This window comes from Pseudomonas sp. Pseusp49, assembly GCF_059491875.1.
On sequence record NZ_CP168514.1, the window covers coordinates 2,944,868 to 2,961,259 of the forward strand.

General features: G+C 59.9%; 7 protein-coding genes. 4 read left to right on the plus strand and 3 right to left on the minus strand.

Annotated features, from left to right (window positions below):
* The first annotated feature begins 185 nt into the window (after positions 1 to 185).
* Both sohB and ACEN83_RS13365 read left to right on the plus strand, forming a co-directional pair.
* A complete protein-coding gene (gene sohB / locus ACEN83_RS13360; protein ID WP_007976507.1) occupies positions 186 to 1,208 on the plus strand; it encodes a protease SohB in 1,023 nt (340 codons plus the stop codon).
* Positions 1,209 to 1,711: 503 nt separating this feature from the next.
* A complete protein-coding gene (locus tag ACEN83_RS13365) occupies positions 1,712 to 5,599 on the plus strand; it encodes a dermonecrotic toxin domain-containing protein (protein ID WP_495580569.1) in 3,888 nt (1,295 codons plus the stop codon).
* A 52-nt stretch (positions 5,600 to 5,651) separates the two neighbouring features.
* Here the strand turns inward: ACEN83_RS13365 and ACEN83_RS13370 are convergent, their stop codons facing one another.
* Both ACEN83_RS13370 and ACEN83_RS13375 read right to left on the minus strand, forming a co-directional pair.
* Positions 5,652 to 6,146, minus strand: a complete 495-nt coding sequence (locus ACEN83_RS13370; RefSeq protein WP_007976503.1) for a DUF934 domain-containing protein — start codon at positions 6,144 to 6,146, stop codon at positions 5,652 to 5,654.
* Positions 6,130 to 7,788 carry a nitrite/sulfite reductase gene (locus tag ACEN83_RS13375; RefSeq protein WP_116580622.1) on the minus strand — a complete coding sequence of 553 codons (1,659 nt, stop codon included), beginning with the start codon at positions 7,786 to 7,788 and terminating at the stop codon, positions 6,130 to 6,132. The genes ACEN83_RS13370 and ACEN83_RS13375 overlap by 17 nt, the downstream gene beginning before the upstream one ends.
* Before the next feature lie 522 nt (positions 7,789 to 8,310).
* On the opposite strand from ACEN83_RS13375, the gene ACEN83_RS13380 reads away from it, so the two are divergent.
* Entirely contained in the window at positions 8,311 to 9,396 is a 1,086-nt protein-coding gene (locus tag ACEN83_RS13380; protein WP_495580570.1) for an ABC transporter substrate-binding protein, read from the plus strand.
* Between the two features lie 6 nt (positions 9,397 to 9,402).
* On the opposite strand, the gene ACEN83_RS13385 is transcribed toward ACEN83_RS13380, so the two are convergent.
* Entirely contained in the window at positions 9,403 to 9,621 is a 219-nt protein-coding gene (locus tag ACEN83_RS13385) for a DUF2970 domain-containing protein (RefSeq protein ID WP_007980782.1), read from the minus strand.
* A gap of 178 nt (positions 9,622 to 9,799) precedes the next feature.
* Here ACEN83_RS13385 and ACEN83_RS13390 point away from each other — a divergent pair, with 178 nt between their 5' ends.
* Positions 9,800 to 16,363 (plus strand): NEL-type E3 ubiquitin ligase domain-containing protein, encoded by a 6,564-nt coding sequence (locus ACEN83_RS13390; protein ID WP_495580571.1) that lies wholly within the window; start codon positions 9,800 to 9,802, stop codon positions 16,361 to 16,363.
* Positions 16,364 to 16,392 lie beyond the last annotated feature (29 nt).

A 16,392-nucleotide genomic window follows, 5' to 3' on the forward strand; every position in this document is an offset into this window, starting at 1 on the left:
TACGTTGAAGGTTTGGCGAGGTTATGAGGATGGCGGTGAGCTGTCAATGAAAAAACATACGCTTGTTTGAAATGCTCGTTACAGGCTCGTTGCCAGAGGTTTCACGGCTGGTCGCAAGGTCGGCGCATGGGTATGCTGGAGGTATCCCGCGCGCGTTCAAGCCGCGCATCGTTTGAGGAGTCCCCGTGGAGTTTTTTTCCGAGTACGCCATTTTTCTGGCCAAGACCGTGACCCTGGTGATCGCCATTCTGGTGGTCCTGGCCAGTTTTGCGGCCCTGCGCAGCAAGGGGCGGCGCAAGTCGTCCGGGCAGTTGCAGGTCAGCAAGCTGAATGATTTCTACAAAGGGCTGCGTGAACGCCTGGAGCAAACCTTGCTTGACAAGGATCAGCTCAAGGCCCTGCGCAAGACCCAGGCTAAGACCGACAAGAAGCAGAAGAAAAAAACCGAGGTAAAACCCCGGGTGTTCGTGCTCGATTTCAACGGCGATATCAAGGCTTCGGCCACCGAGAGCCTGCGCCACGAAATCACCGCCTTGCTGACCCTCGCCACCCCCAAGGACGAAGTGGTCCTGCGCCTGGAAAGCGGCGGCGGCATGGTTCACAGCTACGGCCTCGCTTCTTCGCAACTGGCGCGTATCCGCGAAGCCGGCGTGCCCCTGACCGTGTGCATCGACAAGGTTGCGGCCAGCGGTGGTTACATGATGGCGTGCATCGGCCAGAAGATCATCAGCGCACCGTTCGCGATCCTCGGCTCGATTGGCGTGGTGGCGCAGTTGCCCAACGTCAATCGCCTGCTGAAAAAGCACGACATCGATTTCGAAGTGCTGACCGCCGGTGAATACAAACGTACCCTGACCGTGTTTGGCGAAAACACCGAGAAAGGCCGGGAGAAGTTCCAGCAGGATCTGGACATCACCCATCAACTGTTCAAGAACTTCGTGTCGCGCTACCGTCCGCAACTGGCGATCGATGAAGTGGCCACGGGCGAAATCTGGCTGGGCGTCGCGGCGCTGGACAAGCACCTGGTCGACGAACTCAAGACCAGCGATGAATACCTCGCCGAGCGCGCCAGCAAGTCCGAGCTCTATCACTTGCATTACGCCGAACGCAAAAGCCTGCCGGAGCGCATCGGCATGGCTGCCAGCGGCTCGGTCGATCGCGTGCTGTTGAGTTGGTGGAGTCGTTTGACCCAGCAACGTTTCTGGTAACGGGCCAGGAAATATTGCCAAACATCCAGCCGGGGCATTGGTTCGGAAGGCACGTCAATTTCAGCGTGGGCACGAACCCTGTAGGAGCTGCCGCAGGCTGCGATCTTTTGATCTTGAAAGACAACATCAAAAGATCGCAGCCTGCGGCAGCTCCTACAGGGTTCGTGCCGTTTCAGAACAGCTCGCTGAACGGGATAAACCGCGCAGCGTGATGCCCTCAAGCACTTCGGCATTTGTGTCGTCTTCAATTATCGGTAGGAACTGGCCAGCGATGGTCGTTAACGATAACGCGTGTGAGCCGGATGAACGCGGCGCATAGGAGTCCATCGCCAGCAGGCTGGCTCCTACAGGTTCCCGGGAATCTTTTTTTTGCCTGCGAACGCTTGCCCTATGTCTTCCACGGCGCGGCGAAATCTCTGTAGTCGGCAGGTGACCGTTCCTGCTTTCGGCAACGCGGTGGCTGGTTATGTTGGTGTTCCAAAAATAGTTGCCATGGAATGCACATGAATGACCTTCAGACACCGCTAAATCCCAAGCCTGCGCCTCTGCGCGAAACACTGCAGTCTGTGGTGAGCGCGGCTTTACCGCAGTCTCCCGAGCAGTTCGGTGCACAGTTGATCAAGGAGAAATGGGGGCAAGACATCGACCCGCAAACCGCGCTGTTGGTCACCCTGGATTACCGCTACCACGGGCACCCGGCGCAGGACGGCATCGAGCAAGGTCAAGTGGCAAGCACCCAAACCCTGGTCCAGGCGTTGCTGGAGAACTACCAGACAGTCGGCGACGGGCGCTTCGCCGAAAGCGCGTTTGGCTTGTACACACCGCCCGATGTCGGCCCGTCCATTCGCATCGTGGAGCATGTCGATGAGTTCGCCGAGCACGGCAATGGCAACCACCATACCTACGAAGGCATCTACCGCCAGACCACACCCCAGGCGTATGGACCGGCAACGCAAATTGCCCTCAGGCCGGCGGCGTTCAAACAGTGGGTGTGGGATCTGGATTTGCAAACCCGCTACCAGGCTTACCTTGATCGCACATGGCCCTCTGACAAGCGAATCGTCCAGGCGCAACCTTGCGACCTGAGAACCTCGGCCAAGGCCGCCTTTATCATGAGCGCCTGCCTGCAACAGCAGGAGGGCAGTTTGAGTCAGGAGGGCCTGGCCCTGGCCATGCAGGCCGCCGGCTTGCCAGCGGGGCAGGCGTGGAGTGCCTTGACCCTCGATCAGCTACAGGCGCCGACGCGTGTCAGCGCGCCGATCGAGGCCGGTCGGCTGACGATCTATCGCTACACGTCGGACGATATCTGGTGTTATCGCCACCGTCACAGCGGCCGGATCCTGCTGAATATCCCGGGCAACTCCTCACCCTTGCATGAATTCGCCGACTGGCGGCACCTGCGCCAATGGATCGTGGCCCAGGGCCAGGTGCCGACCACACGCCAGGCGCTGCTCGCGCATTTTGCCGAGGACGATCGGGAAGACGGCACCTTCCATGCGGGCGTGTCGACCGCGTTGGAGGGCATGGCGGTTTACCCGAAGGAACACTGGCTGAAAAGGAGCGCCGGGCTCTTCAATGATGACGGTTTCTGGGACCCGCAGGATTACATCGATCTTGAGCGCCCGCCCTCCGGCACCGATCCGTTCGCGCAACTGGTGCTGGCCATGAAGCAGGCCTCGATGGCCAGCGTCAAAACCATTCGTGACGATGCCCAGGTCAATCGCGACAACCTGAGCGCGGTGGTGGAACCGCTGGTGCGCTGGATCAACCGGTTGGGGCCATTGGCATTGTTCATTCCGGGAGGCGAGGGCGTCCTGGTGCTGGCCGGCCTGATCGACGCCGGTTATGGCCTTGATCAGGCCATCAACGGCAAAACACCGGAGCAGCGCTCCGAGGGCGTGACGCGCAGCGTGTTCGGCTTGCTCAATGCGCTCCCGCTGGTCGGGGCCGTGGTGGCACTCAAAGGCGAAGAAAAAATCGCCGGAATTCTGCACGAGCCCGGAGAGCCCGCGATTGAGCCGCATCCCGGTACGCTGGCCAAGCCCGTAGGCGGATCGATTCCGGCGCCGGTGTCGACCCGCGTAGCGCTGTTGCGTGAGGTTTGCGCACCCCATGCGGCTTTCACTGATGAGGTACTGGGGCAGATCGCCCGGGTCAGCACGGTCGACGACGATATGCTGCGCCTGATGCAGGCAGGTCGCCCGCCAACGCCGTTGCTGGCCGATACCATCACGCGCTTCAAGCTCGATCAGGAACTCGAAGGCGTCACCGATGCGCAAGCGCGGGCCGGATTGTTCAACGCCCGCTATCAGGCGCTCCAGCACTCGGAGCGGGAATGGGTTCGCCTGTTTCAGCGCGAATACCCCGGATTGCCGAAAGGCGCCGTGGAGCAAATCCTCGACCGTTCGGGAGTCGACATCCATCGGCCCTTCGACGCTGATGAGGCGCTGCAATTGCTCAAGCGACTGGACAACAAATCGCGAGACTACCAACAGCATGTACGACTCAACCGGGCCTATGAAGGCTTGTACTTGCGTTCGGTCCAGTACCCCGACACCGATGTCCTGGCATTGCACTCCCTGCAGCGCCTGCCCGACTGGCCGCAAGGCCTGCGCATCGAGGTACTCGACGGGGCAATCAGCGGCCGTGTCCTCGACCGCTGCGGTCCGCTCGATTCCATGGATTGCCGGCGTTTGATCAAGGTCGGCGAGCGCTATCGATACACCGCGGTGGCGGTTACCGACGGCGAGGGTTCGGATCTGTTTACCGCGCTGGTCGACCTCTTGTCCGTGGAGGAACGTACGGCGATGTCGCTTGACTCGCCGGATGCTGCCAGCGCGTTGCGGTTGCGCATTGGCGGTCATGCCTTGGCCCGTTCCGAGTTGATACTGGGCTTGAATCGAATGGATTCGCGGTTGCCTTTCGAAGCCGGGGGATTGCGCGGTGGCGGCTTCCCGAACACGCCACAGGCCGCAGAGCTGTCCCATGGAGTCATGCGTCTGCAGGTCAAGGATCTGTATCCGGATTTCACCGATGCCCAGGCGGATGAGTTGCTGATTGAAGCGGGTGCCGGGGCTCAGGCACTGGTGGATCGCCTGATAGCACAGATGCAGCAGTTGCATGCCGATCTGCGCCAGTGGATCGACCAGTCCGTGCTGGATGCCGATGACATGGACATCGATTTTCTGTCCGTTGGCGATGATGAAGCAGAGGGAATGACCCTGGGGCAGGTGGCGGCGCACAATGTCCAACTGCTGCAAACCGTGATCGATTTCGAGCGTGAAACTCGGACCGAGCTGGGCGATGAACTGATGAGCATCTGGCAAAAATGCCCGCCCCGGATCAATAGAGTGATGGCGGGTGAGGCGTTCTCCGGGTACAGGCTGGACCTGGCTTTCGAGGACTACCATCGGTTGCCGACGATGAACGTACGCTTCAATGAGGTCGTCGAGTTATCGATGCAGGGCCTGCACCTGGTCGAGCGAGATAGCCTGAGCGCCTTTCTCGAAAGTTTTCCAAACTTGCGTTCCCTGAACCTGGAGCGTGTCGACCTGCGTCTACTCAACGCCGACGGCGTACTGGAGGGTGTGTTGCCTCCACCGATTCGGCAAATGACCCGTCTCACTACGCTGAACCTGAGCGCCACTTTGCTGCAGCTTCAGGAGAGCACGGCTGCACAGTTGGGTGATCTGGTGAGCCTGCAAGAGCTGGACCTGAGTGACAACCCTCTGACCGTCCCGCCCGTTGTCCTGGGGCTCAATGAGTTGCGTGTATTGAACCTGAGAAACACCGGGATCAGCCGTTGCCCGGTGGGCATCGCCGATCAGCCGTACCTCACCTTGCTCGACTTGCGAGGCAACCGGATCAGCCGGGTTCCCCAGGCGATACTGAATCAGGCGGTCTCCCGGGACCGGGTGAAGCTGTGGGGTAATCCGCTGACGGATGAAGATACCTTGCTGCGCCTGGTCGATCATCGCGAGCGTACCGGCATCAACCTGTGGCTGAGTGAACCGGGTGCCGATTACGGCAGTGCGACGCCCTGGCTGGAGGAGGGCGATGAAGGCGTGCGCGAGGCGCGGCAACAGATCTGGCAACGACTGGCCGTCAAGCCATCGGGCAGTGCATTGCTGCGGGTCATGGATGGATTGCGCCTGACGGCGGATTTCCAGGTCGGCTATCGGGCGCTGCAGGCGCGTGTGTGGCGCTTGCTGCACGAAGCGGATACGTCAGAAGAGTTGTGGGGCTGGTTGCGTCAGAGTATCGAAACGCGGGTTGGTGATGCGCAAAACCCGTTCAGGATGTTCGTGGTGCTGGAAGAACGAGTCCGGCTATACCGTGACTGGGTGGCCATGGGGCGGCCGATTCCACTGGCGGATCATCCGGTGTTCTAGCGCGAAGGGTAAAACCCCTTGAACCCCGGGGTCGGGGTTCAAGGGGTGACGGTCAGCGGCGACGGAACAGCGGCAGCGGTTCGTCGGTCGCGGCCTGATAGGTCACCGAGAAGTCCTTGAGACCTTCAAGGGCTTCGTGCGGATCCTTGTCGGGGCGAATGGCGAACGCGTCGAAACCACAGCGATGCATGTAGAACAACTGGTCACGCAGCACGTCGCCAATGGCCCGCAATTCACCCTTGAAGCCGTAGCGGTCACGCAGCAGGCGGGCGTTGGAGTAGTTGCGGCCATCGGTGAATGCCGGGAAGTTCAGGGCTATGACCTGGAACTGCGCGACGTCTTCACCGATTTCCTCGGCTTCTTCATCGGCGTCCAGCCAGATGCCCAGGCCGCCATCGCGGGCCAGGAGCATACGGCTGTGTTCGCGCCACAACTGCAACGGGACGATGTAGTCGTCGCAGTTGGTGATCTCGTCGATGCTGAAGTCCTTGGGCAGCAGGTGCCAGGTCTCGTCGACGACCTCGTTGTTCTTAATGATTCGCTGCATAGACACGCTCCTTGAAGAGGTCGATACCAATACGCTGATAGGTGTCGATGAAGCGTTCGTCTTCGGTACGTTGTTCGATGTACACGTCGATCAGCTTTTCGATCACGTCAGGCATGGCTTCCTGGGCAAAGGACGGGCCGAGGATCTTGCCCAGGCTGGCGTCACGGCTGGCGCTGCCGCCGAGGGAAACCTGATAGAACTCTTCGCCTTTCTTGTCCACCCCGAGGATGCCGATGTGGCCCACGTGGTGGTGGCCGCAAGCGTTCATGCAACCGGAGATGTTCAGGTCCAGCTCGCCGATGTCGAACAGGTAGTCCAGGTCGTCGAAACGGCGCTGGATCGATTCGGCGATCGGGATCGACTTGGCGTTGGCCAGGGAGCAGAAGTCGCCACCCGGGCAGCAGATGATGTCGGTCAGCAAGCCGATGTTCGGCGTGGCGAAGCCTTGCTCGCGCAGCTCGCCCCACAGGACGAACAGCTTGTCCTGCTCGACGTCGGCCAGAATGATGTTCTGCTCGTGGGAGGTACGCAGTTGACCGAAGCTGTAACGCTCGGCCAGGTCGGCCACGGCGTCGAGCTGTTTGTCGGTGATGTCGCCCGGTGCAACGCCGGTAGGCTTGAGGGACAAGGTCACGGCCACGTAGCCCGGTTTCTTGTGGGCCAGGGTGTTGCGTGCGCGCCAGCGGGCGAAGCCCGGGTGCTGCAGGTCGAGCTCGGCCAGGGCAGCGGTCTGGTTGTCCAGCGCCTTGTAGTCCGGGTCGACGAAGTGTTTGGCGACGCGCTGCACTTCGGCTTCGGTCAGCGTGGTCTGGCCACCGCGCAGGTGCTCCATTTCCGCGTCGACTTTCTGCGCGAAGACTTCAGGCGTCAGCGCTTTCACCAGGATCTTGATCCGCGCCTTGTACTTGTTGTCACGACGGCCATAGCGGTTGTAGACCCGCAGGATGGCGTCGAGGTAGCTCAACAGGTCTTGCCATGGCAGGAACTCGTTGATGAATGCCCCCACCACCGGCGTACGGCCCAGGCCACCACCGACCAGCACACGGAAGCCCAGTTCGCCAGCGGCGTTGTGCACCGGCTCAAGGCCGATGTCATGGACTTCGATGGCGGCGCGGTCGGAAGTCGAACCGTTGACGGCGATCTTGAACTTGCGCGGAAGGTAGGCGAATTCCGGGTGGAAAGTCGTCCACTGGCGCACGATCTCGCACCATGGGCGCGGGTCGATCAGTTCGTCGGCGGCGACACCGGCAAACTGGTCGGTGGTGACGTTGCGCAGGCAGTTGCCGCTGGTCTGGATCGCGTGCATCTGCACGGTGGCCAGTTCAGCGAGAATGTCCGGAATGTCTTCCACGGCCGGCCAGTTGAACTGCACGTTCTGCCGGGTACTGATGTGGGCGTAGCCCTTGTCGTAGTCCCGGGCGATTTTGGCCATCATTCGCATTTGCCGCGAAGTCAGTTGGCCGTAAGGCACGGCGACTCGCAACATCGGTGCGAAACGCTGGATATAAAGGCCATTTTGCAGGCGCAGGGGGCGGAATTCTTCTTCGCTCAGCTCGCCTGCCAGATAGCGTCGGGTCTGATCACGGAACTGCTTGACGCGGTCCTCGATGATCCGCTGATCGTATTCGTCGTATACGTACATATAAGTCCTGTTCTCAGGCTTGGGCCGGTCGGAAACAGCGGCGTTTTTTGGCTGGCTGGCGTCCGATAAAACCTCGGCAATTCTGCGCGCACGGCCGCGCACTCCCTACGGAGCCGGGGCAAGATACCAGTTTGCAGTTATGCGTAAAAGTGATGTTTGAGCATATGTAAAGAACCAAATCGCCTAATGAGAATCGTTGTTGCAAAGACCCTGTTTGTGATGCGGGCAATCGTCGTCTTTACTCTGCTCGAGTCTTTATGCAATCACCGATAAAACCGACAAGAGGCGATGCAATGAGCAACCCAACCAAAGCACGGAAAAGCGATAGCAGCGTAGATGCCTGGGCAATCTTGTTCCTGATCATTCTGGTCGTGGGGACGGCGGTTTTCTGGGTCAGCCACCAATAAACGACCCGTCCGGGCCCGGTTCCGACGATTGTCCGACAAAAACCGGAAAAATCGCCGTTCTACGGAAGTTCGCTGGCTATAATGCGCGGCGAATTTCCGGGGGCTCGGACGACCAATGTTGAAGTTTCTGTATGGCGTATTGCTGACGCTGGGCATGGTCGTGGGACCTTGTGCCCAAGCGGCGTCAGTGCTGTTCCTGAATCCGGGAACCCCAACGGAAGCTTTCTGGTCGAGTTACTCGCAGTTCATGCAGGCTGCGGCGACGGACCTGGGGATGGACTTGCGTATCCAGTATTCCGACCGCGTCTCCGAAAACACCATTCGCCAGGCTCGTGAAGCCCTTCAGGGCGACCATCGTCCCGACTACCTGGTCTTCGTCAACGAACAATACATCGCCCCCGAGATCCTGCGGCTGGCCAAAGGCAGCGGGGTGAAGCTGTTCATGGTCAACAACGCCCTGACGGCCGATCAGATGAAACTGATTGGCGCGCGGCCTGACAAGTATCCCGATCTGCTCGGCAGCCTGGTGCCCAATGACGAAGAGGGCGGCTACCTGATGCTCAAGGAACTGATCCGGCAGCACGGCCCGGTGGCCCCCGGCCAGACGATTGAACTGCTGGCCTTTTCCGGTTTGAAGATCACCCCCTCCGCGCAATATCGCGAGAAAGGCCTGCGGCGCGCCTTGGCCGAGCACCCGGAGGTGCGTTTGCGCCAGTTGGTGTACGGCGGCTGGACCCGGCAACGTGCCTACGAGCAGGCCAGGTTGTTGTTCAAGCGCTACCCGCAGACGTCGCTGGTCTGGGCCGCGAACGACGAGATGGCGTTCGGTGTGATGCAGGCGTATGTCGAGGCCGGTGGAGAGCCAGGCAAAGGCGTACTGTTCGGCGCGATCAACAATTCACCCGCAGCGTTGCAGGCACTGCTGGACCGTCGCCTGAGCGTGTTGCTGGGCGGGCACTTCAGTCTGGGTGGCTGGGCGCTGGTGCAATTGCATGACTACGATGAAGGCGTGGACATCAGCCAGTACGGCGGCCGCGACCGCCAGATACCGTTGTTGCAACTGATCGACCGGGCACAGGCCAGGCGACTGCTGGCGATGGGCGCCACGCAGGACTTCGGTGTGGATTTTCACAAACTCTCGGCCAAGGGGCGTCCCGCGTCCTGGCGTTACCCGTTCACCCTGCAAACCCTGATGCACTGAGCCGCGTCAAACCCCGGCCAGGAGTAGCACCAGCTTGACGATGCCGAACAGCGTCAAGGCGAACACCACCGTGAACAGGATCCCCAGAATCACGAAATGGCTGGGCTTGCCGTGCGTGAAATCACGGGCCCGGTTCTTCCCGCTCTGCACCCCGAACGCCGCCGCCATGACGCTGTGCAGCATTTGCCAGAAGCTCGGCGGCTTGTTGTCGGCCGGATCGTCCATAAAACCCTCGCCTGAAAGTGGTCCTCAAAAAGCATAGTCAATCCGGCGATTCGTGTGCGGGGCGGCGGCCATCTATTGACGCCGTTGGTAACAAACCAGTGCCAGAGCCATAACTATCTACCGCAAACCCGTGTTTGCGAAATGGTGTCCTGTCCCTCCATTTGCCAGGAGAGACAACATGCTCACCATTGCCCCGGAAAAAACCAGCATTCATCGCGACCTGCTCGAGCAGATGGCTCCCGACTGGTTGATCAAGGCCGCGCCAGAAAGGCAGGCCGCCATAAGAGCATCCGCTACGCGCCTGCCAGGCTGGTACCGGCACGCGTCGGTCCAGCAACAGCAGGCGTTGAAAAGCAGTTTCAACGCCAGTTTCACGGCCCAGACACAGCTCGACAACGCGATGTCGGCCTTGCAGGACATCGACGCGTTCGCCGCGCCGTTGCTGACCAGTGCGCTCAAGGATCGGTTCGGTGTGGACGTGGACGTCAATACAACCTTGTTGTGTCTGAGGCGACCATTGGAAGTCAGTGACTTCGAGATCGAAATCTCCCACTTCGAGGTAATGAAGCTCACGTTGCTGCAGGCCGCGTTGCATAACTTCGAAGCCTCGGAATGCGAGGAAGGTGCCTTTCATCGTGCGTCCGGATTTGTCGTGGAAACAACCACGCCCGGATCTTTCGAGCCCATTACCTTGAACATGACGGTCAGGGCGTTCCTGTCGCTTTGTCGTGCCCTGGATATCGGCGCGCAGTATCAAACCTGCGTTCAAGCATTCTTCCAGTCTGCGACGGCACAGGAGGCGACCCTTCGCCAGTCATTCATCGCCAGTCAGAAAACTGCGCTGAAAGCAGCTGCCGAACTGGCGCTGTTGAAAAAAGACATCGAACCCGACGACTACACAATGATTGTCTCGATCGTCAACGGCGAGGTTCATCCGAGCGTCGGCAACAGGCCGGTGTGGTTTCGCGACCTGAGCCTGATGAAGCGCCGGATGACGGGCTGCGTGGTGTTCAGCATCTGCGAACAATATCGCTACACCGATGATTTCATTGTCTACATCCCTCATGATCCAGAACACCCGCTCAAGCGCTATACCAAAGCGCAGTGGCGTGATGAGTTCAAACGTCAATTCACCGCCCGCGATGCGTCAGCCTCCGGCGCACAGGGGCCGACGGCTCACCAGCGCTTTTTCAGCCAGTTCGTCGCCTATGCCGACCGACCGTATTACTTCAGTCAGTTCACTCGCAGAGCGGCGGATGCGCCGTCCGATCCGTTGCACTCCATCTGGGTCAAAGTCGCCCAATTCATCCCGCCGTTTTCTACCATTGCCCGCATCAAAGAACTGCCGCCGGAGCGTCAGCCCCCTCGCGAGCCTGTTGAAGACCCATACCTCAACGCTTTCGGTGTCAATCGCAAGGGGGTCGACGGGCTCTGGTCCGCCAACACCGATCTGTTCGTCTATCTGTACGAGCAGAGTCGCGACAAGGTGATTGCCGATGCGCGTAGCCATGCGGTTCCAACGGCTGATGTCGACGCGAAAGTGCGAGCGGAAAAACTCAACCATCTGCTGGAAATCGGTTTGTTGGGGTTGAACATGGTGTCGATGTTCGTCCCGGTGCTGGGCGAGATCATGCTCACGGTGATGGCCGGGCAACTGTTGTACGAGTCCTTCGAGGGCGCGATCGAGTGGAGCGAGGGGGATCGCGAAGCCGCCAAGAGGCACCTGATCGACGTGGCAGAAAACCTGGCGCTGATCGGCGTCATGGCCGGCGTGGGCAAGGGGCTCGGCAAACTGACCGCGGTGAAACCCGAACCGGTGGTTGAATGCCTGGAGCCCGTCACGCTGCCCAGTGGACAAAGCCGTTTATGGAAACCCGATCTGAGCGCCTATGAGTGTGACGATGTGCTCGATCGCCATTCCGCTCCCGATGCAGTGGGACACCATCGACTCAACGGCAAGACCTACATCCGCCAGTCAGGCAAGGTCTATGAAACCCGTTTTGATGAATCGCTGAAAAAGTGGCGCATCCAGCATCCGCACAACGCGCAGGCCTACCAACCGATACTCGAACACAACGGCCACGGCGCCTGGCGTCATACGCTGGAGCGCCCGCTTCAGTGGGACCGCCTGACGTTGCTGCGGCGCATGGGCCCTGTCACCGAGGCGTTTACCGATGAGCAACTGCTGCAGATCGCCGACGTCAGCGGTATCAGTGACAACGCCTTGCGCAAAATGCACAGGGATCATCTGCCGCCGCCACCTGAACTGACCGATGCCTTGCGCCTGTTCGAGGCAGACGCGAAATCGGTTCATGTCCTCCAGGCCAATCGCGGGTCCATGGTCGGCATGTTGCAACGCGCATGCCCCGGCCTCGAACAATCCGCAGCGCAACGGGTGCTGCTCGATGCCAATGCCGAAGAACTGACACGCCTGCAAGCAACCCGTCGGGTGCCGTTGAAAATGCTCGAGGACGCGCGTTGGTATGCGCGGCAAGGGCGGGTAAATCAGGCGTTTGCCAGCCTGCAACAGCAGCGCATGGCGTCCGCCGATAGCCGATGGCTCGCACTGCATGCGCTGGAAAGGTTGCCCGGCTGGTCCGACGAGGTGCGTCTGGAAATACGCGATGGCAGCGTCGTTGGTCCGCTGCTCGATGGCATCGGCAGCGAGACTGCAACCAGTCGCAAATACCTGGTGAAAAGCGGACCGACCTATCAAGCGTTCGATGAGGCAGGCGAAGCACTCAATGGCGTGCCGTCGGAGGGCGACAATTTTTTCGCATCGATCATGCATGCCTTGCCTGATCAGTCTCGCCAGGCACTGGGCGTTCCGCATGTGGCGCAGAGCAGCGCGCTGCGCAAAGCGGTGATTGAGTCGGCAGGTGAGCATCGCACTGAACTGGCGCAACGGCTGCTGCAGCGCACGGGAAGGCGCAAAGCGTTCAAGCCGCCCGTTCGGGTGGCGGAGCGTACGTTGGGCTACTACGCCAGCGGGCGCGGACAAGGGATAAATCCGTCGCTGGTGACACGCGTGCGGGATGTTTATCCGCAACTCACCGATCAGCAGGCCAACGCCTTCATCCTCAAGCAGTTACGAGAAGGTAAAACCGACGCACAGATTTTCAATCATTTGCAGACGCGCATGCGCGAGTGGCAACAGCTTGAGACCACACTCGACCAATGGGCCGGCGAACCAGGTTCCGAGTCGGTTTTACGCTCGATGCTGGGAGGCAAGAGCGCTGCTGCGCGAAACATCAGGCAAGCCTGGCGCAATGCGCCGTTGGCCGAGGAACAACCACACTTGCGATTACTGGAGGCGGTCTGTGACGACCCGCTTCCGGCACTGGCGGCAGATTTTTCGCATGTGGAAGGGCTGCTTCTTTGGGGGCGATGTGTGACGGACGCCAATGTCGATGCGCTGTTGGGCGCATTTCCCAAGCTGAAACGCCTGCGGATCAATTCAACCAGCGACGAGCTGACCAACGTACCGAATGCGTTGAGCACGATGCCGGACCTTACCAGCCTGAGCCTGTCTTCAGCGGCGCCCTACGCGGCCGATATGTCGTCCCGGCTGAGTGCACTGACGACGCTTGAGGAACTCAGTGTGTATTCCTCTGGCTATGCGCCGCTGACACTGGATGTCAGCCGCATGCGCAATCTGCGTGAATTGAAAGTCCTTGCACCTTCGCTGTATCAATGGCCCGCCGGGGTTCTTGAATTACCCAATCTTGTACGTCTGGATCTCAGAAGCACGGGCATCAGCTCGCTACCGGATGGCGTGTTCCAAGGGCACGAACAGTTCTGGTCAGGGTTGTCGCTGGACTGGTCGCACTTTACCCGGGAAAACTTCAAGCCTGCCTATGAGTACGTCAAGAATCATCCGGAACACATCATTGACCGGGAAGAGATGGTCAGGGACTACTGTAGAAGTGAGCTCAATCGCCTGGCAGACGGCTTGTACGAACCCTCGGTGGGCCTGTTCAACAATTTTGTCGAGCAGTGGAAGGGGGCCGATGCGCGATTCGAAGCCGTCGATGCCTTGAGCGCACAGTTCCGGGAGTTGGAGGGGCAACTGAACGACTGGTCCGCTCATACCATGGCGCAGAACATCGAACTGAAGGAAGTGATAGGGCGGTCCTGGGCCGCGGCATTCCTCAAGACTAACTGGCGGCACGGTGTATTCAGGCGCTACGGCTCGACCGCCGATGCTTCGGTGCTTGCACTGCCGAAAGTGCAGTTCAGTGAGTTCCCCTCGCTGCCCGCCGGGGCTTTCGATCATGTGCAAGAGTTGTATCTCAAGGGCGTGCAGGCGCCTGCCGATCAGTTCCGTGGTTTTATCCAAGGGTTTACCGAGCTGCAAACTCTCGACCTGAGCGCGAATGGTTTGACCCAGGTGCCGATTGCACCGGGCTCCCTTGCGAAGCTCAACCGTCTGGATCTTTCCGGTAACCGGATCGCCATCAATCCTGAGGTGCAGCAAGTGCTTGATGGCCTGCACGCAGTCGAGAGCCTGGACTTGAGCGATAACCCGCTGACCTCGCTGGATGTCAGTGGCATGACTCGCCTGAAGGCCTTGAACCTGCGCGATACGGATCTGCAGCAATGGCCCACGGGAATGCAGGATCTGCCGCAGTTGACCTGGGTGGATCTGCGAGGCAGCAAGATCTCTTCGCTGCCGGAGGATATTGTGGATGACCTGCTGCTCAAGACCCAACTGACCGGCCTATCGTTGACGTCGCAAGCGACTACGGCGCTCAAAGCGGCTCGCCAGCGCGTTGAAATTGCCCATGGCCTGCCGGTCGGCACGCTGGAGAAATTCGATCTGCAAGAGGTGCCCGCCAGCTTCCCGCCGACTGAAAGCGGCTATTCCATCGCTCGGCATTTGCTGCCCCTGCAGGCAGTCCCGGCGGGCGAAGGCAGTGCGCATTTTGCCCAACGGCTGCAGCGATTCAATCCGGCGCTTGCCGATGACCAAGCGCTGCGAGCGATTGAACAGATGCGTGAGCGTGGTGCGACTGACGTTCAGCTCCGCGAGCGGTTTGGCCAGTGGGACCAGGTGTTCGACGACCTGACAAGTCGCTTGAACGGTTGGCTGTTCACACGGGAGACGCGTGGCGCGGGCTGGATTGTATCGGCGCAAAGTCGTCGGCAAGGTGCTTTACGCATACTCGAATGTTGGTCTGGAGGGCTGACCGGCACCTCGGGTGCGACGGGAGAGATCCTGAATCTCAACGGTCTGCAATTGGGTGATCTTCCCCAATTGCCTGCAGTTTTTTCTCACGTTGACACGCTGGACCTGACGGGCGTAAGGCTGTCCAGACAAGGTTCGGATGGCTTTCTCAAGGCCTTTACCCAGGTGAAATCCCTGAAACTCAATGGCAATGGCCTGCAAGCGGTGCCTGAACCCATCCAGAGCATGACCAGCCTCGAACGGCTGGAGCTTTCGGCAAACCGCTTCGGTGATACCGGGCATTTGTATGCCGCGTTGAACCGCCTGGAGCACCTGAAATGGCTGGATCTGGGGCACAACGCCCTGGACGACTTTGATGTCGCGGTGTTTGTGCGACTGGAAACGCTCGATCTGCGCCACAACAATCTGACCGAATGGCCGCAAGGCGTGCTGGATGCCAACCACCTGGTCAAGCTGAACCTGAGCAGCAACGACATCACGGAGATTCCTGCCCAAGCGCTGGATGGTGCGCATGATGCGCTGATGTCCGGTACCGATCTGAGCGAAAACTTCAATGTGGCGCTGGAGAGTCTCGAACGACTCAGGGATTACCGCGAGGCAGGTGCGCGGGAAAGAGTGTTGGGGCTTTCACGTACCGAACTCGACGAAATGATTGCCGAGGCCAGCGGCGAGGCTGACGGCGAAAGTGAAAGCTTCGAATCCGATGAGTCCTTGCCCGACGTAGCACCCGATTTCCAGCAAAGTGCGCCGTGGCTGGCCAATGCCACTTCCAGGGAACTGGCTGGAAAAACCCGGGTATGGAATCAACTCGCCGCCGAGCCGGACAACGCCGCGTTCTTTCATCTGTTGTCACGATTGCAGGATACGCAGGAGTTCAGGGTGGCGAATGCCGACCTTACGCGCCGGGTATGGACGGTCATGGACGCCGCGGCCAGCAATAGCGAACTGAGGGAGGTTCTGTTTGCCAGCGCCAATACCCATGGCACCTGTGTCGATGGCCGAATCCTCACCTTCAGCGGATTGGAGAGCAAAGTCTTCACCCACAATGCCTTGCTCGACATTCCTGCCGGGCAGTTGGCGGCGAAGGGGGAAGCGCTGCTGAGATTGTCCCGGCAACTTTTCCGCCTGGACAAGGTGGACGAACTGGCGACCAAAGCCGCTGCGCACAGAGGTCGGGATGAAGCGGAAGTTCGTCTGGGTTATCGAATCGGCTTGACGGATGGCTGGAGCGACGGTCTGGAACTGCCAGGGCAACCCAAACACATGACCTATGCCTCGGGCGTAACACCGCGACAACTGGCCGAGGCCCGGATCGAGGTGAACAGCGCGGAACAATCGGACAAATTCTATGAAGACTTGATCCAGCGTGATTACTGGGTGCAATACCTCAAGGAAAAATACCCTGAAGAATTCCGCACGCTGGATGAGGCGGAAATGCCGGAGGAGGGTGACGGCGCTGACGATGCGGCGTTGATGGTCAAGTTGTTCGACCTGGCTGCTGCGCGCAATAGCAAGATGATCGAGCTGTCTCGCAAGGAGGTCGAGGGCGTCTGAACCAGACGCTTGAGCCTGGTCTGCGAAGA

Bases quoted from the DNA above. Each gene is read 5' to 3' on its own strand.
- ACEN83_RS13380 (WP_495580570.1), top strand. From the start codon at position 8,311: ATGTTGAAGTTTCTGTATGGCGTATTGCTGACGCTGGGCATGGTCGTG.
- ACEN83_RS13370 (WP_007976503.1), bottom strand. From the start codon at position 6,146: ATGCAGCGAATCATTAAGAACAACGAGGTCGTCGACGAGACCTGGCAC.
- ACEN83_RS13375 (WP_116580622.1), bottom strand. From the start codon at position 7,788: ATGTACGTATACGACGAATACGATCAGCGGATCATCGAGGACCGCGTC.
- ACEN83_RS13385 (WP_007980782.1), bottom strand. From the start codon at position 9,621: ATGGACGATCCGGCCGACAACAAGCCGCCGAGCTTCTGGCAAATGCTG.
- ACEN83_RS13365 (WP_495580569.1), top strand. From the start codon at position 1,712: ATGAATGACCTTCAGACACCGCTAAATCCCAAGCCTGCGCCTCTGCGC.
- ACEN83_RS13390 (WP_495580571.1), top strand. From the start codon at position 9,800: ATGCTCACCATTGCCCCGGAAAAAACCAGCATTCATCGCGACCTGCTC.